At 45.4% G+C, this 24,299-nt stretch carries 17 protein-coding genes and 9 tRNA genes; 8 read left to right on the top strand and 18 right to left on the bottom strand.

Going from position 1 to position 24,299, the window contains the following annotated elements; translation table 11 throughout:
* Nucleotide 1 precedes the first annotated feature (1 nt).
* Nucleotides 2-469: a thioredoxin-dependent thiol peroxidase gene (gene bcp / locus NE536_RS18005; protein WP_006086208.1), complete on the top strand. Its 468-nt coding sequence runs from the start codon at nt 2-4 to the stop codon at nt 467-469.
* 245 nt (nt 470-714) lie between these two features.
* Here bcp and NE536_RS18010 read toward each other — a convergent pair whose 3' ends face one another.
* Nucleotides 715-1,332 (bottom strand): LysE/ArgO family amino acid transporter, encoded by a 618-nt coding sequence (locus NE536_RS18010; protein WP_006082063.1) that lies wholly within the window; start codon nt 1,330-1,332, stop codon nt 715-717.
* A gap of 125 nt (nt 1,333-1,457) precedes the next feature.
* Between NE536_RS18010 and NE536_RS18015 the strand changes: the two genes are divergently transcribed.
* A complete protein-coding gene (locus NE536_RS18015; RefSeq protein ID WP_261273540.1) occupies nt 1,458-2,375 on the top strand; it encodes a LysR family transcriptional regulator ArgP in 918 nt (305 codons plus the stop codon).
* 95 nt (nt 2,376-2,470) lie between these two features.
* Here the strand turns inward: NE536_RS18015 and htpX are convergent, their stop codons facing one another.
* Nucleotides 2,471-3,334 carry a protease HtpX gene (gene htpX, locus NE536_RS18020; RefSeq protein ID WP_006082065.1) on the bottom strand — a complete coding sequence of 288 codons (864 nt, stop codon included), beginning with the start codon at nt 3,332-3,334 and terminating at the stop codon, nt 2,471-2,473.
* A 286-nt stretch (nt 3,335-3,620) separates the two neighbouring features.
* Here htpX and pepE point away from each other — a divergent pair, with 286 nt between their 5' ends.
* Nucleotides 3,621-4,334 carry a dipeptidase PepE gene (pepE, locus tag NE536_RS18025; protein WP_012587434.1) on the top strand — a complete coding sequence of 238 codons (714 nt, stop codon included), beginning with the start codon at nt 3,621-3,623 and terminating at the stop codon, nt 4,332-4,334.
* Nucleotides 4,335-4,845: 511 nt separating this feature from the next.
* On the top strand, nt 4,846-6,441 hold the full coding sequence (locus tag NE536_RS18030) for a glucan biosynthesis protein G (protein ID WP_425347539.1): 1,596 nt from the start codon (nt 4,846-4,848) through the stop codon (nt 6,439-6,441).
* Between the two features lie 541 nt (nt 6,442-6,982).
* Here NE536_RS18030 and NE536_RS18035 read toward each other — a convergent pair.
* The 11 genes from NE536_RS18035 to NE536_RS18085 all read right to left on the bottom strand — a co-directional run bounded on the left by NE536_RS18035 (nt 6,983) and on the right by NE536_RS18085 (nt 14,633).
* Nucleotides 6,983-7,069 (bottom strand) — tRNA-Leu (locus NE536_RS18035).
* A 140-nt stretch (nt 7,070-7,209) separates the two neighbouring features.
* Nucleotides 7,210-7,296: transfer RNA gene (locus NE536_RS18040), tRNA-Leu, on the bottom strand.
* Between the two features lie 49 nt (nt 7,297-7,345).
* Nucleotides 7,346-7,419: transfer RNA gene (locus tag NE536_RS18045), tRNA-Cys, on the bottom strand.
* Between the two features lie 44 nt (nt 7,420-7,463).
* A tRNA-Gly gene (locus NE536_RS18050) sits at nt 7,464-7,539 on the bottom strand.
* 220 nt (nt 7,540-7,759) lie between these two features.
* A complete protein-coding gene (gene pgsA, locus NE536_RS18055; RefSeq protein ID WP_006082068.1) occupies nt 7,760-8,308 on the bottom strand; it encodes a CDP-diacylglycerol--glycerol-3-phosphate 3-phosphatidyltransferase in 549 nt (182 codons plus the stop codon).
* Nucleotides 8,309-8,355: 47 nt separating this feature from the next.
* Nucleotides 8,356-10,185, bottom strand: coding sequence for an excinuclease ABC subunit UvrC (uvrC, locus tag NE536_RS18060; protein WP_261273546.1), 1,830 nt, complete (start codon nt 10,183-10,185; stop codon nt 8,356-8,358).
* 103 nt (nt 10,186-10,288) lie between these two features.
* Entirely contained in the window at nt 10,289-10,933 is a 645-nt protein-coding gene (gene uvrY, locus NE536_RS18065) for a UvrY/SirA/GacA family response regulator transcription factor (protein WP_006082070.1), read from the bottom strand.
* 388 nt (nt 10,934-11,321) lie between these two features.
* Nucleotides 11,322-11,412 (bottom strand) — tRNA-Ser (locus NE536_RS18070).
* Between the two features lie 299 nt (nt 11,413-11,711).
* Nucleotides 11,712-11,802: transfer RNA gene (locus NE536_RS18075), tRNA-Ser, on the bottom strand.
* A gap of 190 nt (nt 11,803-11,992) precedes the next feature.
* A complete protein-coding gene (locus NE536_RS18080) occupies nt 11,993-13,990 on the bottom strand; it encodes a methyl-accepting chemotaxis protein (protein WP_261273542.1) in 1,998 nt (665 codons plus the stop codon).
* Nucleotides 13,991-14,542: 552 nt separating this feature from the next.
* Nucleotides 14,543-14,633: transfer RNA gene (locus NE536_RS18085), tRNA-Ser, on the bottom strand.
* A 221-nt stretch (nt 14,634-14,854) separates the two neighbouring features.
* On the opposite strand from NE536_RS18085, the gene NE536_RS18090 reads away from it, so the two are divergent.
* Both NE536_RS18090 and fabA read left to right on the top strand, forming a co-directional pair.
* Entirely contained in the window at nt 14,855-16,588 is a 1,734-nt protein-coding gene (locus NE536_RS18090; protein WP_261273543.1) for an AAA family ATPase, read from the top strand.
* 74 nt (nt 16,589-16,662) lie between these two features.
* On the top strand, nt 16,663-17,178 hold the full coding sequence (gene fabA / locus NE536_RS18095) for a bifunctional 3-hydroxydecanoyl-ACP dehydratase/trans-2-decenoyl-ACP isomerase (RefSeq protein ID WP_006082073.1): 516 nt from the start codon (nt 16,663-16,665) through the stop codon (nt 17,176-17,178).
* A 123-nt stretch (nt 17,179-17,301) separates the two neighbouring features.
* Here the strand turns inward: fabA and rmf are convergent, their stop codons facing one another.
* The 5 genes from rmf to rlmKL form a co-directional block, all read right to left on the bottom strand.
* A complete protein-coding gene (gene rmf / locus NE536_RS18100; RefSeq protein ID WP_006082074.1) occupies nt 17,302-17,478 on the bottom strand; it encodes a ribosome modulation factor in 177 nt (58 codons plus the stop codon).
* Nucleotides 17,479-17,665: 187 nt separating this feature from the next.
* On the bottom strand, nt 17,666-19,501 hold the full coding sequence (locus tag NE536_RS18105) for a DUF3466 family protein (protein WP_261273544.1): 1,836 nt from the start codon (nt 19,499-19,501) through the stop codon (nt 17,666-17,668).
* A gap of 28 nt (nt 19,502-19,529) precedes the next feature.
* Nucleotides 19,530-21,455, bottom strand: a complete 1,926-nt coding sequence (locus NE536_RS18110; protein ID WP_006082076.1) for an ABC transporter ATP-binding protein — start codon at nt 21,453-21,455, stop codon at nt 19,530-19,532.
* Nucleotide 21,456: 1 nt separating this feature from the next.
* On the bottom strand, nt 21,457-21,711 hold the full coding sequence (locus NE536_RS18115) for a glutaredoxin family protein (RefSeq protein ID WP_261273545.1): 255 nt from the start codon (nt 21,709-21,711) through the stop codon (nt 21,457-21,459).
* Nucleotides 21,704-23,833, bottom strand: coding sequence for a bifunctional 23S rRNA (guanine(2069)-N(7))-methyltransferase RlmK/23S rRNA (guanine(2445)-N(2))-methyltransferase RlmL (gene rlmKL / locus NE536_RS18120; protein ID WP_259541595.1), 2,130 nt, complete (start codon nt 23,831-23,833; stop codon nt 21,704-21,706). The genes NE536_RS18115 and rlmKL overlap by 8 nt, the downstream gene beginning before the upstream one ends.
* 257 nt (nt 23,834-24,090) lie before the next feature.
* Between rlmKL and NE536_RS18125 the strand changes: the two genes are divergently transcribed.
* Together NE536_RS18125 and NE536_RS18130 are read left to right on the top strand one after the other, a co-directional pair.
* A tRNA-Met gene (locus NE536_RS18125) sits at nt 24,091-24,167 on the top strand.
* 41 nt (nt 24,168-24,208) lie between these two features.
* A tRNA-Met gene (locus tag NE536_RS18130) sits at nt 24,209-24,285 on the top strand.
* Nucleotides 24,286-24,299: the final 14 nt, after the last annotated feature.

Below are 24,299 nucleotides of genomic sequence, written 5' to 3' on the forward strand. Positions count from 1 at the left end.
GATGAATACCTTAACGGCTGGGGCAAAAGCGCCTCAATTTACCCTGCAGGATCAACATGGCACGTCAGTTTCACTGGCCGACAGCCTCAAGCAAGGTCCTGTTTTAGTGTACTTTTACCCTAAAGCAGCAACCCCGGGTTGCACAGTGCAAGCCTGCGGTCTACGTGACAGCAAAGCCGCGCTCGATAGCCATAATGTGACGGTATTTGGCATTAGCCCAGATCCTGTGGCTAAGCTGGCCAAATTTGCTGAAAAACAAGCACTCAACTTCACTTTACTGAGCGATGAAGACCACAGTGTCGCCGATGCTTTTGGGGTCTGGGGTGAGAAAAAATTCATGGGTAAAACCTATGATGGCATCCACAGATTAAGCTTCCTTATCAATACCGATGGCACTATTGCCCACGTGTTCGATAAGTTTAAAACCAAAGATCACCATGAAGTCGTACTCGCGCAAATCGCGGGTTAATGGCTGATATGACGACTAATAAGACACGTCAAGCTGCTGCTTTAATCGGCAGTAAAGTGTAAACGTCGTCAGTTGATGTCGGTAGGCTGAATAAATAATCGACAATCGATAACGAAAAGGTCCTGAAATCAGGACCTTTTTCATGAAAAATTTTCACTTTCATATCACAACATACTGTCTAACCGAGCAAAAAATCCGCAAAACCATTCAGCTATGCCCACATGTCATGGCATCTCAGCGTCGGTTTATCCTGCCACATAGGGCCAAATAATCGCGGCGGCAATACTCCACATGGTTAGCCATATAAAACGGTCAAGGTAACGCCATGCTGCTGGGCGAGTAAAAATTGGCGCCAACAAACGCGCACCAAAACTTAAGCCGAAGAACCAAATAAACGATGCCAACACGGCACCGGCGCCAAACCAAGGTCGATGTAAATCATCAAATTGAGTACTGATACTGCCGAGCAACACCACTGTGTCGAGGTACAAATGCGGATTAAGCAGACTGATCCCAAGCGTAGTCAACACGGCCTTTTTGAAGGTATCGGCATTATCTGCCTGCTCCATCTCAATGCCCTTGGCCACAAACGACGCCTTGAGCGCATTTGCACCGTACCAGAGTAGAAACGCGGCGCCACCGAAACTCGCCACATGCTTAATGGTCGGGAAAGATTCAATAATGTGCCCCAGCCCCGCCACACCCGCAGTGATCATCAGCGCATCAATCATAGAGCAGAGCAAGGCAATCGGTAACGTGTACGAACGCTTAATGCCTTGCTTGAGCACAAAGGCATTTTGCGCGCCCACAGCAATAATCAAACTGCCACCAATTCCCATACCTTGTATAAATGCCGCTTGCATAACCACCTCTCATGTTCGAAGAAGGCGCTAGCATAGTCAAAACAACAAAATTAATATAACTAATGTTTTTTATGTATCATAAGTAAAATTAATAACCATCAAATGCACATCGATTAAGGATGACTATGCTGGAATACGCCAATCTCAAAGCCCTCGCCGTTGTCGTCTCGGAAGGCGGTTTCGACCGCGCCGCCAAAGTGCTACACATCACCCAGTCGGCGGTATCGCAACGCATTCGGCAGCTTGAGGAAAAAGTCGGTCAGTCATTACTTATTCGCTCCAATCCCGTGGTTGCGACACCCACAGGTAAACGTCTGCTGCGCCACTATTCACAGGTGCAATTACTTGAGAGTGAATTAAGAGCCGAGATGGACGCCGACGATCCCAATCATCCAACCACAGTGCGCATAGCTGTGAATGCCGACAGTTTAGCCACTTGGTTTTTACCTGCGCTGGCAGGCATGTTCAGTCGCCACGCTTGGTTATTGGAATTGATCGTCGATGACGAGTCTTACACCCATCATCTATTGAAAAACGGTGAAGCGGTCGGCTGCGTCACCACAACCGAAGTGCCGATGGCGGGTTGCAGCAGTGAGTTTTTAGGGACGATGGAATATTTGTGTGTGGCCACGCCCGAATTTGCCGCGCGCTATTTTGGTGAGCCGAGCGACACTCAGCCATTTTACGGCATTAGCCAAGCCCAGTTAGCAAAGGCGCCAGCAGTGGTGTTCTCCACCAAAGATAAGCTGCACGAGAAGTTTCTCGCCCAATATTTCAATATGACGCCAGGGCAATGGTGGCAACATACAATCCCCTCTTCAGAAAGTTTTTTAGAAGCGATTAACTTAAGCTTAGGTTATGGACTCGTCGGTCATCTGCAAGCTAAGCCGTTAATCGATCAAGGGATACTGATTGAGCTCACGCCAGAGCGACGCATGCGCGTGCCACTCTTTTGGCAGCATTGGAATATTAAGGCGAAGCAAACGACACTGGTCTATCGCGCCCTTGCGGCAACCGCGCAACACAATTTGCTGCAGGCATAAAAAAATCGGGCTCAAACCAAAGTTTGAGCCCGATATTGAGAGTCATAGATCTAATCTCAAGTGAGTCTTAAAACTTAAACCTAACTCACTCTTTATTAGCTTGCTCTTAACGCTGCAATACGTTTTTCTAATGGAGGATGACTCATCATCATTTCCGCCATTGAACGTTTGCCGTTAATACCAAAGGCAGACATTTGTGCAGGCATTGCCGTGCTTTCTGGACCTTGGCGTAAACGCTCAAGCGCAGCAATCATCTTGCCTTTACCCGCTAAACGGGCCGCGCCTTCATCGGCTTTGTACTCACGAATACGTGAGAAGTAAGCGACGATGATTGAAGCCAAGATACCGAATAGCATATCCAGCACGAAAACCACGGCCATGTAAGCAAACATGCCTAAACCTTCGCCTTCTTCATCATTGCTCGACACAAAGTTGTTAATAATGCCAGCAACCACACGGGCCGCGAAGATCACGAAGGTGTTCACCACACCTTGGATCAGTGTCAAGGTCACCATGTCACCGTTAGCAACGTGGCTCACTTCGTGGGCCAATACGCCTTCGATTTCATCTTGGCTCATGCCATATAACAGACCCGTACTCACAGCCACTAACGAGTTGTCTTTACTTGGGCCTGTAGCGAACGCGTTCATGTCGGGTGATTGATAAATCGCCACTTCTGGCATTTTAATCCCCGCTTGCTTAGCTTGACGGGCAACCGTCTCCACTAACCAACGTTCGGTACTGTCACGTGGGGTGGTGATCACTTCACAACCCATGGTCTTTTTCGCCATCCATTTTGAAATGGCTAAGCTGATAAAGGCCCCACCGAATCCAAAAATGGCAGCGAACACCAGCAGTCCACCCATAGTAGACGTGTTCACGCCTAGAATAGACATTACAATTGAGGCTACTAGCAACACAGCTAGGTTAGTCGCAATCAATAAAAATATACGCTTCATTTCAGCTCCTTTAGGGCAAGAATGTGCCATTTAACTTTGTTCAAAGACATAATATGTCCAAATCATCGAAATTCAAGTGGTAAAAGAAAAGAGTTTTTAAATTAGGTTATCTTTCTCGTATAAAGGCACTGTCTTTCATGGTTCGAGAGTCTAGGGTCACTATATTAATCGAAACTTAAATCTAGCGGCTATCGGCGCTACAGCGCAATTCTGCTTTATTTCTCTATGTTTATCGGGATTAATCTTTGTTAACATGCCTGCACACTCCGAGATTTCAGGATACAAAATGACAATCAATGCCCTACTACTGAGCAGCTCTCGTGTCGGTGATACACCTTATCTTGCCCACGCGATCCCTTTTATTAAACCGCTTACCACCAACGCGCAAAAATGGATTTTTATCCCCTATGCTGGCGTCAGCATGAGTTATGACACTTATTTAGCGTCTGTAGTGACAGGATTAAGTGAGCTTGAACTCGATATCAGTGGCATTCATCAGCATCCCGATCCTCAACAAGCGATAAAAGATGCCGACGGGATTTTAATCGGCGGCGGTAACACTTTTCATTTGTTGCACCAACTATATCGCTATGATCTGGTTACGCTAATTGGTGAACAAGTTGCCCTTGGCAAACCTTATATCGGCTGGAGTGCGGGTTCTAACGTATCGGGACTGAGCATTCGCACCACGAATGATATGCCCATCATCGAGCCGCCATCGTTCAAGGCATTAAACTTAGTGCCGTTCCAGCTCAATCCGCATTATTCCAATTACCAAGCACCGGGCCACAACGGTGAAACCCGTGCCCAGCGGTTATTAGAATTCACTAAGGTCGACCCATTAACCCCAGTGGTCGGCATAGTTGAAGGCTCAGCCCTGTGGCGTCAGGGAGACAAACTCTCACTCTTAGGTGACCAACCGGCGTATTTGTTCTGCGGAGAACAGCAAGAAATCCCTATCCCTGTGGGCAGCGATCTGTCGCACTTACTCAAGGCCTAACTTACTCAACAAGCTAGCAACCGCATAGCGCATCTAAATAGGCTCACAGGAAAAACGGTGAGCCTAAGTTATTACTTCCTATAGCTTGAGCCCTAATACGCTTATCTGTTTTTTTCAAATCCTAACATTTACGCTGCCACGGCTCTGTAACAACGCCACTCGATTGAATCAGTGCTAAGTTAACTTAGCCAAGCGCGTTTTCACCACACTCTTTATTACCACTAAGCTATTTATTACCACTGAGCAATTACTACCGCCGAGCACATTCGCAATTCTGTTATTAATGGCTAAACCATGCAGCAAAGTATCCAGAGCAGCACCTAAATAGCACTAATCATAATTTATGTTACAAATATCCTGCTACACAGGTAAAATTACCGCTCACCTCAGCGAGTCAGATCCCACAACTGAGGATTTTGTAGCAGACAAGTTATTAATATTTAGGGATTAGATAGACTGAAGCATATATTGTGCCTATGAATCAGCGTCATTTTAGTAAGGAGTTTCCATTTTGCGAATGAATCATACGATGAATTACCCTACCGGTTATCCGGCATTACTCAAAAAACTACCTTTTTTCATCTTGACCGCCATCGTCTACGTCGTCGGCATAAATAACGTCAATGCCGCAGCGGCAGAGACAACCGCAGCACCTGCGCCTGTCCCAGAAAAAAAATCTAAAAATTTTACCCACGATACTGTGGTCGAACTCGCGCAACAACTGTCGCAAAAACCATTTAAAGAAGCCAAGAAAGCGCCTAAAGAGTTGATCGATCTTGATTTTGCCACCTATGGCAAAATCAATTATCAAGAAAATGCCGCGATTTGGGGCGGTACACCCACTAAATTTTCGGTACAGCTTTTTGCTCCTGGTTTTCTCTATAAAAACCTCGTCGACATCGACGTGGTCGAAAACAGCAAAGCGATACCGATTGAGCTCACTGAAGCCTCGTTCGATGTGCCCAGTGACGCCATCGAAAAACTCATCACCCAATTGGGTCAATATGCTGGCGTGCGTTTGCATTACCCCATCAATGACGATGAAGTAAAAGATGAATTCATCATGTTTCAAGGCGCAAGCTATTTTCGCGTTCTGTCTAAAGGGCAAACCTATGGCCTGTCGAATCGCGGTTTAGCGATAGATGTCGCCCAGCCTAAAGGCGAAGAATATCCATTGTTTAAGCGTTTTTGGGTTGAACGACCATCCAAATACCAAACGGCGATTGTGGTGCATGCCCTGCTCGACAGCCAAAGTGTCACGGGGGCATATCGTTTTGGTATTTATCCTGGCGCACCATCACGTGTCGAAGTGGATGTAACCCTGTTCCCACGCAAAGATATTCAACATGTTGGCCTTGCACCGCTGACCTCTATGTTCCTATTTGGTGGATTAGATAACTCGGATAAACCCGATTACCGCCCAGAAGTACACAACTCCGACGGTCTGCAAATCGATCGCGGTAATGGCGAGCGTCTATGGCGCCCCCTAAATAATCCCAACAAACTGCAAGTCAGCGCCTTTGCCGATGAAGATATTAAAGGTTTTGGTCTGATCCAGCGCCACCGTAAATTCGAAGACTATCAAGATCTGAGTGCAAACTACCAACTTCGCCCTTCTGCGTGGATTGAGCCACTTAATGATTGGGGCAAGGGCCAGCTGGTGTTGATTGAAATCCCATCGAGTGCTGAAACCAACGACAACATAGTTGCCTATTGGGAGCCGCAAGGCGGCCTGAAAAAAGATCAACCCTATAAATATTCCTATCGTATGACAGCGTCAAACGACAGCCCTTCGATCGCGTCAAAAGCGCGGGTGGTCCGCAGTTCGAAGGGACAAGTGCTCAGCAAGGGTAAAGAGTTACTCGTCGACTTTAGTAATATCAAGCCACAAGATATTGATAAGATTAGTATCGATGCCAGTATCAGCAAAGGCAAAATCCTGTCTAGTCGGATTGTTGCCCACCCTGACATCAATGGTGCACGGGTATTTGTCAGCTTCGAACCAGAAAGCACCAATGTAGCCGAACTGAGATTACAGCTTAAGAAAGACGATAAACCCCTAGCTGCGACTTGGTTATACCGCTGGAATAGCGACGATTGGCAATAGACCTTAATTAGTTCCCTTGCTTAGCGAGCATAAACCGACCCTATAGCGTTAATACAAAGGTAGGGTTAATAAAAGCGTCAGTCTTTACTGGCGCTTTTTTATGCCTAGGATTTTATCGATAGGTTTTCTATTCCTAGGTTTATCTCAAGCATAAATAGGTTAAACCAAGGCAAAAAACTAACGACCTGCGTTTCAGCCGAAATAATCTCACGCCTTATCGCTCTGACTTCTCTGCACAAGAAGAGTTAAATCAGCATAGCTACTGGCTTGCTTCAAGCTGATGCTATCAGCTTGAAACGTACCGCTGTTACGTGATGCAATGGTTTTCAGCACTCCGCCCCATGACTAGCCCGCAGCAAGAAGTCCTGCTAACTAAAGCAAGCGAGATTAGTTCAACACATTGAGATAATCTCTTATATCGGAAACGGCACACCCAGCGTGTCAGTCAAGCTTGGCCTTAAACCTCTCGCGAACAATACTGACTAAATGTGGGAATCCAGATGCAAAAAAACCTCAACTTTCGTTGAGGCTTTTTCTTTTTTGGTACCCGAGGCCAGACTTGAACTGGCACGCTGTTACCAGCGAGGGATTTTAAATCCCTTGTGTCTACCGATTCCACCACTCGGGCAAACTCTGAATATCAATGACGGGAATCATGTCATAAATATTATTAACTCTATGTAGCTAACGCTTAATACAACAATCAAATCTTTAATAAAAACCTATTGAAGCTTAGGATTTTATCTTTACCATTATCATCAAAAAAAATGGTACCCGAGGCCAGACTTGAACTGGCACGCTGTTACCAGCGAGGGATTTTAAATCCCTTGTGTCTACCGATTCCACCACTCGGGCAAACTCTTTATATTAACGACGGGAATCGTGTCATTAATACGTTAATCTATGGAGGCGCGACCCGGAGTCGAACCGAGATCGACGGATTTGCAATCCGCAGCATAGCCATTCTGCCATCGCGCCATAGTTGCTAACTCTGATTAACCAAAATTAGACTTCAAGAATATTGGAGCGACATATCGGGTTCGAACCGATGACCTATACCTTGGCAAGGTATCGCTCTACCAACTGAGCTAATGTCGCATTGTGTTTTACTATTGACTCAAATCAACAAGGTATCGTATTTAACCTTATCAACTGAGAGAATATCACATTTCAATATTCAGTAGCGTTAAGATTTTGTTTTCACATCGTCTCTTGTCTACGGGGTGGCATTCTACCGATTTACCACCCAGTGTCAACCGCTGTTTTATCGATAACTTACTGCTTGCACACTAAATAATCTCTTTGATTTTTTATTGCACTATTCAGCAGTCAGATCTTTCCAAGCGGCTAAAATGTAACTCATCATTGACCAAAAAGTTAATACTGCAGCGATATATAACAGCACAAACGCAGCATTGGTCATTAAAGGATTGTATTGCCAAATTAGGCCAATAATCGCCACCATTTGCGCGGCAGTCTTATATTTACCAATCCAAGACACGGCGACAGTACCACGTTTACCAATTTCAGCCATCCATTCTCTCAACGCTGAAATGACAATCTCGCGGCCTATCATAAATAGTGCTGGCATAGTCAGCCAGATATTGGCGTATTGATCGACTAACAGCACTAAGGCTGTTATCACCATCAACTTGTCAGCGACTGGATCGAGGAAAGCACCAAAACGGGTTAATTGCTTCAATTTACGGGCAGCATAACCATCTAATGCATCCGTTAACGCCGCGAGCCAAAAGGTAAATGCGGCAACAAAAGGGGTCCAGTCATAGGGTAAATAAAACAGCACCACGAAAATGGGCAGTAAAAAAAGCCTGAAAAGAGTTAATGCTATAGGTAAGTTAAACGGCATGATCAAACCAGTTAGTCAAAAGCAGCGCCAATCTTGCCTTAATTTTATCACCCTCGCAATGCATCATGAATGGTTTGTGCCATTTCTATGCTGATCCCTGGTACTTTGACTAATTCCGCCACACTTGCCCCTTTCACTTCCTGCAAGCCTCCTAAATGCTGTAACAAAGCTTTACGACGTTTAGGACCAATACCAGGGATCGATTCCAGTGTTGAAGTATTACGGGTTTTCTGGCGACGGTTACGGTGACCAGTGATTGCAAATCGATGGGATTCATCACGAATATGTTGGATAAGGTGCAGTGCTGGCGAGTCCCCTTCGAGGGAAAAGCTGGTTTCAGTATCCCCTAAGATCAAGGTTTCAAGCCCAGGTTTACGGCCCTCACCTTTCGCCACCCCAATAAGCTGCGGCGCTTTATCCAAATGAACAAACTTTTCATCCACTATCTTTTGGGCAATACGCAACTGCCCGAGTCCACCATCGATAAACAGAATGTCAGGGATTTTACCGCCTGCTTCAATCTTATCGAAACGTCGGCTGACCGCTTGCTTCATCGCCGCGTAATCATCGCCCGGCGTAATACCCTCGATGTTATAACGACGATATTCGCCTTTATGCGGCCCTTCTCGATTAAACACCACACAGGAGGCAACTGTGCTCTCCCCCATGGTATGACTGATATCGAAACATTCCATCCGCTGGATAGGCCCACTCAATTCAAGGATTTCTTCGAGTAACACAAAACGCTGTTCGACCGTATTTTTATGGGACAAGCGCGTAACTACGGCATTCGTCGCATTGGTCACTGCTAACCGTAAGAAGCTTGCCCTGTCGGCGCGTACATTGGTCTTAATCGAAAACTTTTTATCTAATGCCTCAGAAACCGCCGCTTCAAGTTCATGTAATTCTTCAAAGTTGTGGCTAATCACCACTTCCTTTGGGATCGTGCGTTGAATATCCGCATTTAAATAAAACTGCAGGATGAAAGAGCGCAGCACTTCGTCCATATCGGTTTGGGCGGGTACGGAAGGATAATAGCTGCGACTGCCAAAGATTTTACCCTCGCGGATAAACAGCAAATGGAAACAGGCGATGCCCGACGAATAATGCACACCGATGACATCCATATCGCCTTTATTATTCGATACTTCCTGTTGTTCGGCGACTTTACGCAGCGCCATGATCTGATCGCGAAATCGTGCAGCTTGCTCATAGGCTTGTCGCTCGGCTGCAAGCTCCATTTTGTCAACCAAGGCGCTGATCACTTGCTGATCTTTGCCCTTTAAAAACAGGCTGGCGAGTTTCACTTGCTCATCGTAATCAGCGTTGCTGACTTTTCCCACACAGGGCGCGCTACAACGGGAAAGTTGATATTGCAAACAAGGGCGTGAGCGAGACTTGTAGTAAAGGTCGTCACATTGACGAATTGGAAACAGCTTCTGCATTAAATGCAGGCTTTCACGCACGGCGCCGCCGTTAGGATAAGGGCCAAAATAGTGGCCTTTTTCCCGCTGCGGACCACGATGATAAGCGAGCCTTGGGTGTTCGTGCTGGCTTAACAGTATGTAAGGATAAGATTTGTCATCACGCAATAACACATTGTATTTTGGCATGTATTGCTTGATGTAATCATTCTCAAGCAACAGCGCATCGGTTTCGCTGTGGGTCAGCGTCACATCAATATGGTGAATATGCGAGACTAAGGCTTGGGTCTTAACATTAGCGAGGTTTTTACGAAAATACGAGGTAAGCCGTTTTTTGAGATCTTTGGCTTTACCCACATAAATGACGTCATTCTTGACGTCATACATGCGATAAACCCCAGCGGAGGATGAAACCGTACGTAAAAAACTTTGGGCGTTAAATTCATTCGACATCATTTACACCCACAGTTTTGCAGAGTTAACACAGACAACATGGCAACATTTAACCCACGAACTCACACGACTCAAGCCATCGACCAACGAAATTCACTTACTATTAAAAATGGCCAGCATCCAACATCTTATAGCGAATAGCTAACCGCGTTAGCTCGACATCACCACTGATCCCCAGTTTGGCAAATAGGCGGTAACGGTAGCTGTTAACGGTTTTAGGGCTTAAGTTCAACTGCTCAGAAATATCGTTTACCTTCTCGCCGTTGGTGATCATCAACATGATTTGTAACTCACGTTCAGACAGAGACTTAAACGGGTTTTCATCGGCGGGATTAAACTGACTCAGCGCCATCTGTTGGGCAATTTCAGGGGATAAATAACGCTGGCCGCGAGACACCTGACGTATCGCCTGCAATACTTCCGGCGGCGTCGCCCCTTTCGTCAAATAACCCGAAGCGCCAGCCTGCATGACCTTGCTCGGGAATGGATCTTCCGTGTGCACAGTCAACACAATAATTTTAGCATGGGGTTGATAACGCAGAATTTTTCGAGTGGCCTCCAGTCCGCCCATCCCAGGCATATTCATGTCCATTAAGATCACATCGGCTTCGTTCTGGCGAGCCCACTGCACCGCAGTCTCACCATCAGGGGCTTCGCCCACCACTTTGATCCCACGTTCATCTTCCAAGATGCGGCGGATCCCAGTTCTCACAAGCTCATGATCGTCAACCAAATATATCGAAATCAACTTAACCCACCTTTTACAATTTACAGCTCGATCCGCGCGTTAAACAAAGCAACACAGCAGACGGATAACGAGTTCATAAGGCTAATTTAGCCCAACAACCCCATTTAGCAAAGCATAAATTCAACATTGTTAACTAGATGATATTTAAAGAAAGGGTTCCAGAATAGCATACCAATAAAAAGCGTTTAAAAACGAAGCAATACACAAAGCGCTATCAGCCTAAATGCTTGTTGGATCGGTAGTACAGCACAAACAAAAAAGGCCATCATTACTGATGGCCTGTTTCGTGAATATAGCGTAGGAGCTGCGCTTCAAATCAGCAACCCAAGGGTTCAAACGATGTAAATGCAAAATGCCGCTAATTGCTTAGCGGCATTTTAACTAAATATGGCGGAGGAGCAGGGATTTGAACCCTGGGTGGGCTATAAACCCACGCCGGTTTTCAAGACCGGTGCATTAAACCACTCTGCCACCCCTCCGAACGAGCGAGATAATAGCGATCTCTACTGCCACTGTAAACTTAAATTTATACTTAATCGTGTTAATTGGTTATTTCAAATTCAATTTTTGATTAAAAAACGTGTTTCAAAGTAAAAACAGAAAACTTGTGGCTGAGAGTGAGAAACCTTGGTTCAAATTGCACGAACAAAAAAGGCCATCATTACTGATGGCCTGTTTCGTGAATATAGCGGAGGAGCTGAACTTAGAATGAGGAACCTTGGTTCAAATTGCACAAACAAAAAAGGCCATCGTTACTGATGGCCTTTCTCGTAAAATATGGCGGAGGAGCAGGGATTTGAACCCTGGGTGGGCTATAAACCCACGCCGGTTTTCAAGACCGGTGCATTAAACCACTCTGCCACCCCTCCGAACGAGCGAGATAATAGCTATCTCCTACTCCGCTGTAAACTCTTAATTTAAAATAGCAATCCACATGGTCAATCTACATCCAATTTGCTTAAAAAATCGCATAATTCGACTTATGCTTTGAATTTCCGGTCAGTTAAAGCGCCACTAACAAGGCGATCCACTACATAACTTTTTATCAGGATATTAGACTTAAGCTCGATTAATATTGATTAAACGGTCGGATAGTTTCTGCATTTCAAGGCTTAACGCATCGAGTGCGGTCGCATCAAGTGAGTTATCTTCACTAATGCTATTAATCCTCACCGCCAACTCATTGATCTCCTGAGTCACTTGGCTTTGTTGCTGAGCAGCTAAAGCAATTTGCTGGGCTCGCTGCGAAATATCATCGAAACTTTGTACAGTACTCGATAGAGAACTGGCCGCTCCCTCAGCCTCAGCAACTGCGTGGACAGTGCGGGACTCGCCCGTTTGCATCGCTTGTACCGCAAGCCGAGATGCTGATTGCAAAGCATTAATCATGGTACTGATTTCATTGGCGGAATCTTGAGTACGACCAGCAAGAGTTCGCACTTCATCGGCAACAACCGCAAAGCCGCGACCCTGTTCCCCCGCCCTTGCCGCTTCTATTGCCGCATTTAACGCTAACAGATTAGTTTGCTCTGAAATCGCCTTGATCACATCCAATACGGCGCCCACTTTCTGGCTATCTTGAGCCAACTGGGATATCACCTTGGTCGCATTGGCGATCTCCCCCGCTAATGCCTCAATCGAGGCATTGCTGGATGACACTCGGGTTTGCCCTTCCCGCACCACAATTAAAGAGGATTGCGCCGTTGCAGCACAATCGTTAGTGTTATTCGCCACTTCCATCGCGCTTGACGACATTTGTGTTATCGCCGCGGCGAGTTGCGCACTCTCAAGACGCTGCTGTTCTGCACGTTGGGCTAACCTATGGCTGAGACCACTTAATTGCGTTGCCTCAAACTGAACTTTCTTCGCCTCTTGGGTGATCAAATCTAGCATTGCCCTCAGTGTACCCGCATAGGTATTTACAGCTCGACGCAAAGCGCCAATTTCATCATCCCGCTGAATTTGCAGCTCGACATTGGCGCCCAAATTACCGCTCCCAAGGGAAGCAATTTGATCTGTGGTTTCCTCAAGTTGCGCCAACAGTTTTTTCCCCGACAACCAAGCCAAATAAAGTAAAATGGCGAGCAAGGGCAATAAAAACAACAAAATATCAAAGGTCAGCTCACGGGCAAGCCCTGTGACTCGAGTCTTTGGCGTTACAAGACCAATCACCCATCCGGTATCAGGCATCACAAAAAGGCTTACCTCGCTCGCCTGATTGAGTCTTCCATCCTTATCTAAACTCACTGAAATAACGTTATTAATTGAGGTTTGTTTAAGCGCAGCTTCAACGGGGGTAAGCCAAGGTAACTGCCCGACGAGATCGGTAAAGCGCAGCATAGTGTCGGACTTATTCGCTTCAGGAAAATGCAAGATATTACCCGCTTGATCTAAAGCAAAAGCATAGCCGTCAGTTACATTGCCATGTTCTGTTAGAAATTTTGCTAAATCATCAAGTTTCAAATCTATTGTTGCGACCCCGGCAAATGTCCCCGTCAGACGATATGGCACACTGCATGTCACCATCGCCACTTTCGTCACGGTATCCTGATAGGCTTCAGACCATAGGCACTGGGATACTGAACTCGTGCGTGCCCCTGTATACCAAGGATCATTGTGATAGCCAGGGCCAGATTGCGCATTATAGTCATCGGAATAAGCCAGCAAATTATCGCTACCACGGGCCCAGAAAAAACTATGGCGGGTACTTCCAGCGACAAATTTATCAGGCTCAGGCCAAATCCCGCCGCCAGCGATAGTGAGATCGCCATTATTATCAATTAGATTGGGTAAGGAATTAAGGTAAAGAGCTTGCTCGTGGGGTAACACTTCTGCGAGATGTGCAAGGCTTAAGGTAATGCCCTCAATGCTTGCAAGCTTGAGCGCGAGTTGCCTCACGATACTGCTACCGGTTTGCTCGATTAACTCTTGACTCGCCGCCACTACTCGAGGTTGCCCCCTAAGTGACATCACACCAAAAACAGCAAGTCCGGTCAGTAAAAGCAGCACTATGCTGCCCATAGTGAGGCGCTGCGAAATACGTGTTGGTAACCACATAGCTTTCTCTACTTAAAATAAGTCACCCAGATGGGAGAATTGCTCGGCCGTATGACCCAAGATTGTCGAGAATCATACGTCGCACCATCCTAGTGCAAATTTTAAAGGCCATAAAAACCATTAAGTTGGCCACGGATTTGAGTGTAGACCATAAATAGAAAGAGCGGACTAAAATGCCGCTAATCAGCCACAGTAACGCAGCTTTGAATGAAAACATGGGATTCAAATTGCACAAACAAAAAAGGCCACCATTGCTGATAGCCTAGCTCCTGAATATGGCGCAGGAGCTGCGCTTAGAATGAGGAACCTTGGTTCAAATCATACAAACAAAAAAGGCCACCATTGCTGATAGACTATCTCGTGAATATGGCGCAGGAGCTGCGCTTAGAATGAGGAACCTTGGTTCAAATCACACAAACAAAAAAGCCATCATTACTGATGGCCTTTCTCGTGAATATGGCGCAGGAGCTGCGCTTAAAATCAGGAACCCAAGGGTTCAAACTATATAAATGCAAAAGGCCGCTAATTGCTTAGCGGCTTTTTGACTAAATATGGCGGAGGAGCAGGGATTTGAACCCTGGGTGGGCTATAAACCCACGCCGGTTTTCAAGACCGGTGCATTAAACCACTCTGCCACCCCTCCGAACGCCGAAAATAATATAAGCATACCGCTAGCTTGTAAACCTCAATTTTTAATTCTTGAATCAAATGCTCAACTTATATCCACTCAGGTGTTTTTTACGGCAAATACATCACCCGTTTTAACGAATAATCGGGCAAACAGACGTAAAAACACCTATACAGTGAGAGACTTGTCGTCTTGGTATGGTAAAATCACTGTAACTTTTCACGGTAAATGCTTATATGAATTCACTCTTGATACCCACGTCTTCACTCGCACCTGAATTTAGCCTGCCAACCCTTTCTGAAACGGATGCTAATCTAAGCGCATTACTCTTAGGGCAAAAGCGCACTGTGGATGCGTTTAAACTCCACCAAGCTATTGTCGATCAACACTTATATTTAGCCGATTTCCCGAGTATTGACCGCCAGTTAATCATCAAAGCTTGTATCGATAGCCTAGCACCTCTATCCCCTGCGTATTTAGTGGCGACACGTCCGATTGATAAGGCGGTAACATTTCAGTGGCAGTCCGATAAGCCACTGGAAAATCAAGGAAGTATTGCCGAGAAAACCACTCACTATTGCTACCTTAGTGGTAATATTCGCCGCGCTGATTTAGTTGGCCGTATGGTGCAAACTGGGACAACGAGTCAGTATAAAGCTGGCGCCCTTGCCCAATGCCATTATGTATTTATTTGCGCCGAGTCACTGTGGAAACGTGAAGGTTTATGGGAATTAGTGATGCAAATCCTTACCCATAAAGAATATCAAATTAGCAGCAGCCTAAGTCCTATTCCACTGAACTGTAAGATTGTCCTCGTTGGTGCTGGGATGATTTATAGCCAAGTCAGAACAGAGGATTGGCAATTTCAACGTCACTTTACACTACTAGCTGAACTCGCCAGCGAAATCGACTTGGTGCGTTATAAAGAGTCACAATACGTCACATGGCTGCAAGCGGTTGCCCAAAGCGTGGATGTCACGCTTGAACAATCCAGCTTAGCGCCACTCTTTCGTTATAGTGCACGGTTAACCGAACATCAACGTCGTCTCAGTTTGTCTATGCTCGAGTTTGCCCAACTCATGGTGCAAGCAAAAGCCTACCGTGGTAAACCAAGTATCAATGCAAGCAGTATTGAGCACGCGTTAACCCAAGCCAACTATCGGCATAACAGTTCGGAAGAATATTCAGGCCAAAGCTTCGATGACAATTTCATAAATCTGCCAACTTCGGGTGCTATGGTTGGCCAAATCAATGGCTTAACTGTGATTGATGCTATCGATTATAGCTATGGTGAACCTGCGCGGATCACGGCATCGGTTCACTACGGTGATGGTGAAGTAGCCGATATTGAAAGAAAATCTGAACTTGGCGGGAATATACATGCCAAAGGCATGATGATCCTTTCAGCCTGTTTATACCGTATCTTTGGACGAGACGCACCTTTACATCTGAACGCCAATATCGTTTTCGAGCAATCCTATCAAGAAATTGATGGCGATAGTGCATCACTCGCAGAGTACTGTTGTTTGATGTCGGCGATTGCCGAGCAGCCCATTATTCAATCACTGGCGATTACCGGCGCATTGGATCAATTTGGTAATGTGCAAGCGATTGGCGGTATCAACGAGAAGATTGAAGGCTTTTTTAATCTGTGTGAGCGCCGCGGACTTACCGGAGAACAAGGCGTTATTATGCCCAAGTCGAACGTGCTACAGCTAAATCTTAATCCCAAAGTAATTACAGCTGTAGGCAAAGGACTGTTTCATATCTATGCCATTGAGCATATGGATCAGGCTGTAGAGCTATTAATGCAAATGCCCGCGGGTGTTGCCGATGAAGATAATGATTTCCCTCATGATTCATTATACGGCCTCGTACAGGAACGATTAGATAAGCTCGCAGGAAATGGAGAGGAGGAAATCGGTCTAATCACAAGATTGCTCGCAAAATTGGGATTTTTTCGCCGCTAATTAGCTGATCGGAGTTGTTTAGCTTACACGTGTTCGCTAATCTTGGCGGCTCTTATTGCTGGAGTAGTAAAACAATGAATAAAGCAAACAGTTTCAATAAAGAAGAACTCATCGCCTGTGGCCATGGGAAATTATTTGGTCCAAACTCACCTCGTCTACCTGTCGATAACATGCTGATGATGGATAGAATCGTCACTATCAATGATAATGGCGGTGAGTTTGGCAAAGGTGAAATTGTCGCTGAACTCGATATTAATCCAGACTTATGGTTTTTCGACTGCCACTTCATAACCGATCCTGTGATGCCAGGCTGTTTAGGCCTAGATGCCATGTGGCAGCTCGTTGGCTTCTATTTAGGCTGGGAAGGCGCTGAAGGTAAAGGGCGTGCACTAGGTGTCGGTGAAGTGAAGTTTACGGGCCAAGTATTACCTGGCGCGAAGAAAGTCACTTACAAGCTCAATATCAAGCGTACTATTCACCGTAAACTGGTAATGGGCATTGCCGATGCAATTCTTGAAGTGGATGGCCGTCAGATCTACAGTGCAACCGATCTTAAAGTCGGTGTCTTTAGCGATACCTCTACATTCTAATCCGCCTTACTCCAAAACACTGAAGATATAAGTACTGCAGATATAAAAATGCCCTCATCTGAGGGCAATATGCTGCATTACTTTACTTATTCTGGGCTATTTAATTAGTGAGGTAAAACTCAATTATTTATTAAATAGCCCATTAACTCGGCCATCTACACCTTCACGCCAACCACCTAACCACTGCGATCGCGAATCAAGATTTGCATATGGACAGAGCTCCTTAGAGCGTCCACCAACCCCAGCTTGGAATCCTTTTGAAAAAGCTCTGTCTAAACGATCTCGTTTTTGTCTTTTCATGCAAGCGTCCTCTGTTCTACATAAAATAGAAGCAAAAGCTTCACACATAGGAATAGTGCTTTTTGACGCCAAGATCAATCAAAAAATCGTCCATTTTATCGACTATTTATTAAACTATTGAGATCATGATTAAAAAAAATCGAGGCATTTTGCCTCGATTTTTTAAGTCTGAATTGAAGCTTAAAATTTAACGAATTCGACGACGGAACCACACTAATGGCAAGGCAAATAACCAAGCTAGGGTTGCTGCACCTTGACGTTCATAATTACTATTATCAGTGTTTTCATCAACTACAGTACAAGCTTCACCGCTAGAGGCCGGTTTTAACACGACCATACGCGGAACATAGGCTGTAACTGGATTACCATTACCACTGAGTTCAAATAACGGCATTCCATTTTCACCAACAATAATATTACCCTTAGAATCTAACTGAAACGAAGGTTTACGAATAAAGGCAGTACCCACTATGGTGCCATCTTCATTAATGCTAGTCGCTTCAACAACGAGAATATCACTGTTATAAGTCAACAACTTACCTGTGCCATCAGTAAATTCAACCTTATGACGGCTCCAATTACCATCCGCGCCCTTTTCATAACCCTTAGACTCGCAAGTTAACAGGTTATTAAGATTGCTGAATTCACCTGTTGATTTCTCATACAAGAAACCAGCCTTAGGACGGGGCTTTTCTTTGTCGTAAGTCGTTTCAATATAACCAACAACTTGGCCTTTATTGTTAATATCTTTTGGCTTACTTGAAAGATCCGTTGCCGTTGAGCCAAAATCATTCGGAGTCACATAGGCAACTTCCGGCGTATTGGTATCAAATACGAAAAACTTATCACGTAAATAGCCTTGGATATAACTACGATAACTACCAACAAGAATCCCACTGTCATTAATATCATAGGCGATAGAACTTGAAATTGAATCTCCCATAGGGATCCAATGGTATTGATAGTTCCCTTCGAAGTCCTTAGACCAATAGGCTGCATCTTGACGCAGCTTATCTGTATCATTATTACGATAAACGTGTGAACGACCAACAACGACACCGTTATCATTCAAACCGAGCGCTTGAGCAGTAAAAGTCAAGGTATTATCAGCTTTAGGCGTTAAACCTAGAGGCAACTCAGTGCCTGTGGCTACATCATTCTCGATTTGCCATACATAGCCACGAGTCTGATATTGAATATTACGTGTCCCCGTAGAGTTCGGATATTGCTCACGTTGCACACAAATATCCAACGGCAAGGTATTATCCGTTCCTAAACAATAATTGACACGATCGCTACCATATTTACTGATATCAATACTGGCATAACCCGCTACTAAATTATTGTTATTAATGGCTGTTGCCGCAGACCATCCGCCTAACTCAACCGTTTTATCATCTTTTACATATTTCGTAAAAGGCGGTTCCAGTGGAATTTCAATATTGCCGGATTTCGCAACACCGCGGAACTCGTAGTCGCGGTAATACCAATAATCATCGGCTACATCTGCAGTGGCTGTATTCTCTGTTTTCTTTTCAGGCGCAGTCATACTACCTACTTTCACGCCCGCATCATTAATACCGTAGTAAAAAGTATCGACTGAGTTGACAATCGAAGTATCACTCGGTGGTGTAGTACCATTGATACTGTCAAAAGTTGGCTTCCATGCGCCATAAGCACCATTTTGTGCTGCGATAAAAGCAAAGTTATTGGCAATAATCGCCGAAGTAATTGAATAGGTAATAGTTTCCTCTTTGGCTATACCATCTTCGACATCAATAACTCCGCCTTCCACATCAGATGTACTAAGTTTTTTCTTACCTTTGATGATACCGACCAACTCGTCGTTAGCATTAACGCCTAAGGCATAACCATTACGGGCACCTTGGAAGCTGTCAGAGAGCGGCAGATCATAATCATCAAGGTTAACGATTTCATAGACAGGTGCAGCATGGGCACTGTTTAATACACCAAGGACACCTAAGGCAACCAAGGAAAGGGCTTTATCCAACTGTAACTTCATTAATTCTATTCCCATTTTTATTATTGGTTTACTTCAGTGACTCAAGCTCTTCCCATCGCTCGAAGCAAACTTCCAATTGCTTTTCTTTATCCGCCAACTGGCTCAATACCTGATTGACTTTATCCTGCGCCTGACTATAAAAGTCTGAATGTCCAATGGTGGTCTGCAATGCGAGAATATCGGCCTCTAATTGCTCCATCACAGTGGGTAACGACTCTAACTCACGCTGTAACTTATACGACAGTTTTTTTACCGCTTTCGCAGGTTCCGCAGCCTTAACTTCAACGGCTTTCGTTTCAACCGCTGGAGCTTCGACCGCCTTTTGCGAACTAGGTTCCTCAGAATAAAACTTTGCCCCCTGATTCACTGCGTCTTGATAACCACCAACATACTCGCTCCAATGGCCATTACCCGCATACCACCAACTACTGGTGACGGTATTATCGATAAATGCCCTATCATGGCTCACCAACAAAAGTGTGCCTTGATATTCAGTTAGCAGCGACTCTAACAATTCTAGAGTCTCAATATCAAGATCGTTGGTCGGTTCGTCGAGTATGATTAAGTTTGCAGGGCGAATTAATAGCTTAGCCAGTAATAGACGGTTCTTCTCACCACCCGACAGCGCTTTCACTGGTGTTCTGGCGCGCATAGGCGAGAACAAAAAGTCTTGCAAATAACTTAATATGTGGCGGTCTTGACCATTAATCGTGATAGTTTTTTTACCTTCACCAACGTTATCTTCAACCGTTTGTTCAGGATCTAAGGCTTCGCGATATTGGTCAAAATAAGCTATTTCGAGCTTAGTGCCGACTTTAATTTCGCCCGATTGCGGTTGCAGCTTCTCGATTAATAGTTTGATCAAGGTCGATTTACCACAGCCGTTCGGGCCAATCAGCGCAATGCGGTCACCGCGGATCACTGTGGTATTAAAGTTTTTCACCAGATTTTTATCGGGCAGATTGAAGTTAAGATCTTGAACATCAAATACTAACTTACCAGAACGTTCGGTATCCGATACCGCCATCTTAGCGTTGCCTTGACGATTCAAACGTTCACTGCGCTCATCACGAAGCGCTTTAAGTGCGCGCACTCTGCCTTCATTACGGGTACGTCTGGCTTTAACGCCTTGACGGATCCACACTTCTTCATCGGCGAGACGCTTGTCAAACAAGGCATTTTTCTCAGCTTCAACGCGCAGCCATTCTTGCTTACCATCAAGATACATTTGATAGTTGCCCGGCCATGAGGTCACAACACCACGGTCTAAATCGACAATCCGCGTCGCCATACGGGCAATAAAGCCCCTATCGTGACTGATAAACACGATAGCACCTTGATAATCAAGTAAAAATTTTTCAAGCCATTCAATCGTGTCTATGTCTAAATGGTTGGTCGGTTCATCAAGTAACAACAGATCTGGCTCGCTGACCAGTGCTCTGGCTAACGCCACTTTACGCTGCCAACCACCGGATAACTCGCTCAACGATTTGTCAGGGTCGAGGCCTAACAACTCGCAGTTTTGTTGAATGCGAGAATCGAGCTGCCAACCATTATAGTGATCTAAGGTTTCTTGCAGACCTTGCATCTCATTTAACATACGATCCATTTGTTCTGGATCGGCATGGGCGACATCGTGGGACAGTTGATGATAACGCTCAAGCGCCTCACCCACTTCCTTTAATCCTGCCGCGATATACGCGTATACCGTTCCTTGCTCAGCTTTTGGCGGGTCTTGCTGTAAACGACTAACACTCACATTACCGGCAATATTGAACTCGCCTTCATCCAGCAGCACATCGCCGGATAACACTTTTAATAAACTCGACTTGCCGGCACCATTACGGCCAACAATACACACGCGCTCGCCGCGTTGAATAGTAAAATCCGCTTTTTGTAACAACGGAGTGTAACCATAGGCTAAAGAGCCACTATTGATACGAACCAGACTCAAACTAAGCTCCTGTAAACTCTTGTAATTGCGTTGCGTTAAATGGCCAATGTAATTCTCTATCATCCCAGGCTTTAAGCACAGGGATCGATACGCCATAACGCTGCGCGAGGTATTCATCGTCACATATATCTATGGCCCGATAGCCAATGTCGGCCGCGTCCAGTAACGCCGCGGCCAGTTCACACAGATGGCAGCCATCTGTGTGATATAGCAGATAAGGCCTGTTATCCCGCTCTGCTTGAGTCAACTCAGGCATGGGTGATAAGCCAGGTATTATGGATATGTGGATTACGTTTGTAGTCCATAGGCAAAGTCATGTCATCAATGTTCGTCACATTAATGTTCATCTTTGTCAGCGTCTCTATGTCCATCTTAAACTTACGTTTATTGTTAGAGAACACTAGCTCTCCCGTTGGGCTGAGCAGTTTCACTAAGGATGCCAGTAAATTCACATGATCCCGTTGCACATCAAACGAATCTTCCATGCGCTTAGAGTTTGAGAAGGTCGGCGGATCGATAAAGATCAGATCGTACTGTTCATTACAATCCCTAATCCACTGCATGCAGTCAGATTGAACAAACTCATACTGCTTACCTTGCAGGCCATTGAGCGCAAAGTTGTCCTTCGCCCAAGCGATATAGGTATTGGACATATCTACCGTCGTTACCGACTTAGCACCGCCAAGCGCTGCATGCACAGAAGCTGAACCTGTGTAAGAGAACAAGTTCAGTACGCGGCGACCTTTAGACTTTTGACCAACTAAACGACGTGTCAATCTGTGATCGAGGAATAAACCTGTATCCAAATAACCGGTTAAGTTCAACTTGAACTTAGCGCCATATTCGGTAGTGATAAGCTCTAACTTGCGCTCATCCAGCTTTTGATATTGACTCGTGCCCTTTTGACGCTCACGGGTCTTCATGATCATCTTGTTAGGATTGATGCCAATGGCCGATGGCAGTGCTAATAACACATCACTTAAACGACGCTTAGTCACGGCTTCAGGTATGGTCGCTGGCGCCATATACTCTTGAATAATCACGTAATCTAAATACTTATCTACTGCGACGTTATATTCAGGAATGTCGGCATCGTAAATACGATAGCTATCGATGCCTTCTTTCTTCGCCCATTTCTCTAATAACTTGGCATTCTTCTTAATGCGGTTAGCAAAAGCTGGAGCGATATCGGCAATGTCGACGCCATCTGGCAGCACTGGCGTATCACGGCGAGTACTGTTGGCATGTAAGGTATAGATGTTAAAAGCACATTCAAGCGCGCCGTTAAACATCTTCATTTGTTTATCGGCTTTAAGCTTTAGCGATGACACCAGTTCGATATCACTACACAGCATGGCCACTTTCCAGCCGCCAAACTCTTTCTTAAACTTGTCGCCCAGCTGATAGTAAAGCTGCAATAACTCAGACACATTGCCTAAACGCTCACCATAAGGTGGGTTAGTGATCAAATAGCCGCTTTCCGCAGGCGGCGCTATCGTTAAAGCATCCGCAACTTGAAACTCGATTAACTCCAGTACACCGGCATTTTCGGCATTACGTTTCGCCAACGCGACTAAGCGCGAATCGATATCAGAACCGTAGAATTTAATCTCGCAACGTTTCACGCCTAATGAAGCACGCGCTTTCGCTTCTTCAACGATTTCTTGCCACACGGCTTTATCATGGCGACGCCAATGTTCAAAACCAAAACGGCTACGTTGCAGACCAGGGGCAATATCGGCTGCCATTAACGCCGCTTCAATCAGCACTGTACCGCTACCACAGAAAGGATCGAGCAAGGTTGAAGGCGCCGCTTGCCAGCCACTGCGTACGAGCATGTTAGCGGCTAAGTTTTCCTTCAATGGCGCTTCACCTGTGGTCGAACGATAGCCACGTTGATGAAGCGATGGACCCGAGAAGTTCATCGCAATCGTGATCACGCCATTACGGAAATGCGCATCGACTTTAAATTCAGCATCAACGCGAGATACATTCGGACGCTCAATATCATCGTCACGGAAACGATCGACAATCGCATCCTTAATCTTCAAGGCGCCAAACTGGGTATTATTAAGAAAACCACCCGTACCATGGAAATCGATACTAAAAGTGCTTTTATTGGAAAAGTGTGCCGGCCAATCGACACAATAGGCTGCATTATAGAGTTGTTCTGCCGACTCGCAGCTTCCTTTATAGATAACCAACACAATGCGGCTGGCTAAACGTGTCCATAAAGTGATGCGATACGCTAAAGCTAAAGAGGCAGTGAAATACACACCAGCAACACTCTCTTTTACTTCAGTCGCACCAAATTCTGTCAGCTCTTGGGCTAAGCTATATTCAAAGCCCTTAGGGGCGGCGGCAAAAAAATTAAGCATGGGATAATCAGTACGCAGTCAAAATCAAAGCGACATTATACCTGCTCGGATACATAAAAGATAAACAGTTATTAGCCAAAGCCCCATTTAGTCACTGTCTTGGCCTAAGATAATCGACGAAAAATCCCCAACTTATACGTAAATCGTATGAATGCCGCCCATCCCGCTTTATATTTAAGCGTTCACCACCTTTTTCAATCTTCGTCCTTGCATTGCAAGGGCACTGCCGTTATAGTCTGCCCCGCTTTGAAGACGGACGCGGGATGGAGCAGCATGGTAGCTCGTCGGGCTCATAACCCGAAGGTCGTAGGTTCAAATCCTGCTCCCGCAACCAATTTAAAGCAAAATAGTAAAGTAAAACAGATAGATATCGGACGCGGGATGGAGCAGCATGGTAGCTCGTCGGGCTCATAACCCGAAGGTCGTCGGTTCAAATCCGGCTCCCGCAACCACTTTCTTACTAGTG

This window comes from Shewanella septentrionalis (assembly GCF_025370265.1).
Classification (GTDB): domain Bacteria; phylum Pseudomonadota; class Gammaproteobacteria; order Enterobacterales; family Shewanellaceae; genus Shewanella; species Shewanella hafniensis.

What these genes read in the sequence shown, in the direction of transcription:
- bcp (WP_006086208.1), top strand. Translation starts at nt 2, where the DNA reads ATGAATACCTTAACGGCTGGGGCAAAAGCGCCTCAATTTACCCTGCAG.
- NE536_RS18010 (WP_006082063.1), bottom strand. Translation starts at nt 1,332, where the DNA reads ATGCAAGCGGCATTTATACAAGGTATGGGAATTGGTGGCAGTTTGATT.
- NE536_RS18015 (WP_261273540.1), top strand. Translation starts at nt 1,458, where the DNA reads ATGCTGGAATACGCCAATCTCAAAGCCCTCGCCGTTGTCGTCTCGGAA.
- htpX (WP_006082065.1), bottom strand. Translation starts at nt 3,334, where the DNA reads ATGAAGCGTATATTTTTATTGATTGCGACTAACCTAGCTGTGTTGCTA.
- pepE (WP_012587434.1), top strand. Translation starts at nt 3,621, where the DNA reads ATGACAATCAATGCCCTACTACTGAGCAGCTCTCGTGTCGGTGATACA.
- pgsA (WP_006082068.1), bottom strand. Translation starts at nt 8,308, where the DNA reads ATGCCGTTTAACTTACCTATAGCATTAACTCTTTTCAGGCTTTTTTTA.
- uvrC (WP_261273546.1), bottom strand. Translation starts at nt 10,185, where the DNA reads ATGTCGAATGAATTTAACGCCCAAAGTTTTTTACGTACGGTTTCATCC.
- NE536_RS18080 (WP_261273542.1), bottom strand. Translation starts at nt 13,990, where the DNA reads ATGTGGTTACCAACACGTATTTCGCAGCGCCTCACTATGGGCAGCATA.
- NE536_RS18090 (WP_261273543.1), top strand. Translation starts at nt 14,855, where the DNA reads ATGAATTCACTCTTGATACCCACGTCTTCACTCGCACCTGAATTTAGC.
- fabA (WP_006082073.1), top strand. Translation starts at nt 16,663, where the DNA reads ATGAATAAAGCAAACAGTTTCAATAAAGAAGAACTCATCGCCTGTGGC.
- rmf (WP_006082074.1), bottom strand. Translation starts at nt 17,478, where the DNA reads ATGAAAAGACAAAAACGAGATCGTTTAGACAGAGCTTTTTCAAAAGGA.
- NE536_RS18105 (WP_261273544.1), bottom strand. Translation starts at nt 19,501, where the DNA reads ATGAAGTTACAGTTGGATAAAGCCCTTTCCTTGGTTGCCTTAGGTGTC.
- NE536_RS18115 (WP_261273545.1), bottom strand. Translation starts at nt 21,711, where the DNA reads ATGCCTGAGTTGACTCAAGCAGAGCGGGATAACAGGCCTTATCTGCTA.
- rlmKL (WP_259541595.1), bottom strand. Translation starts at nt 23,833, where the DNA reads ATGCTTAATTTTTTTGCCGCCGCCCCTAAGGGCTTTGAATATAGCTTA.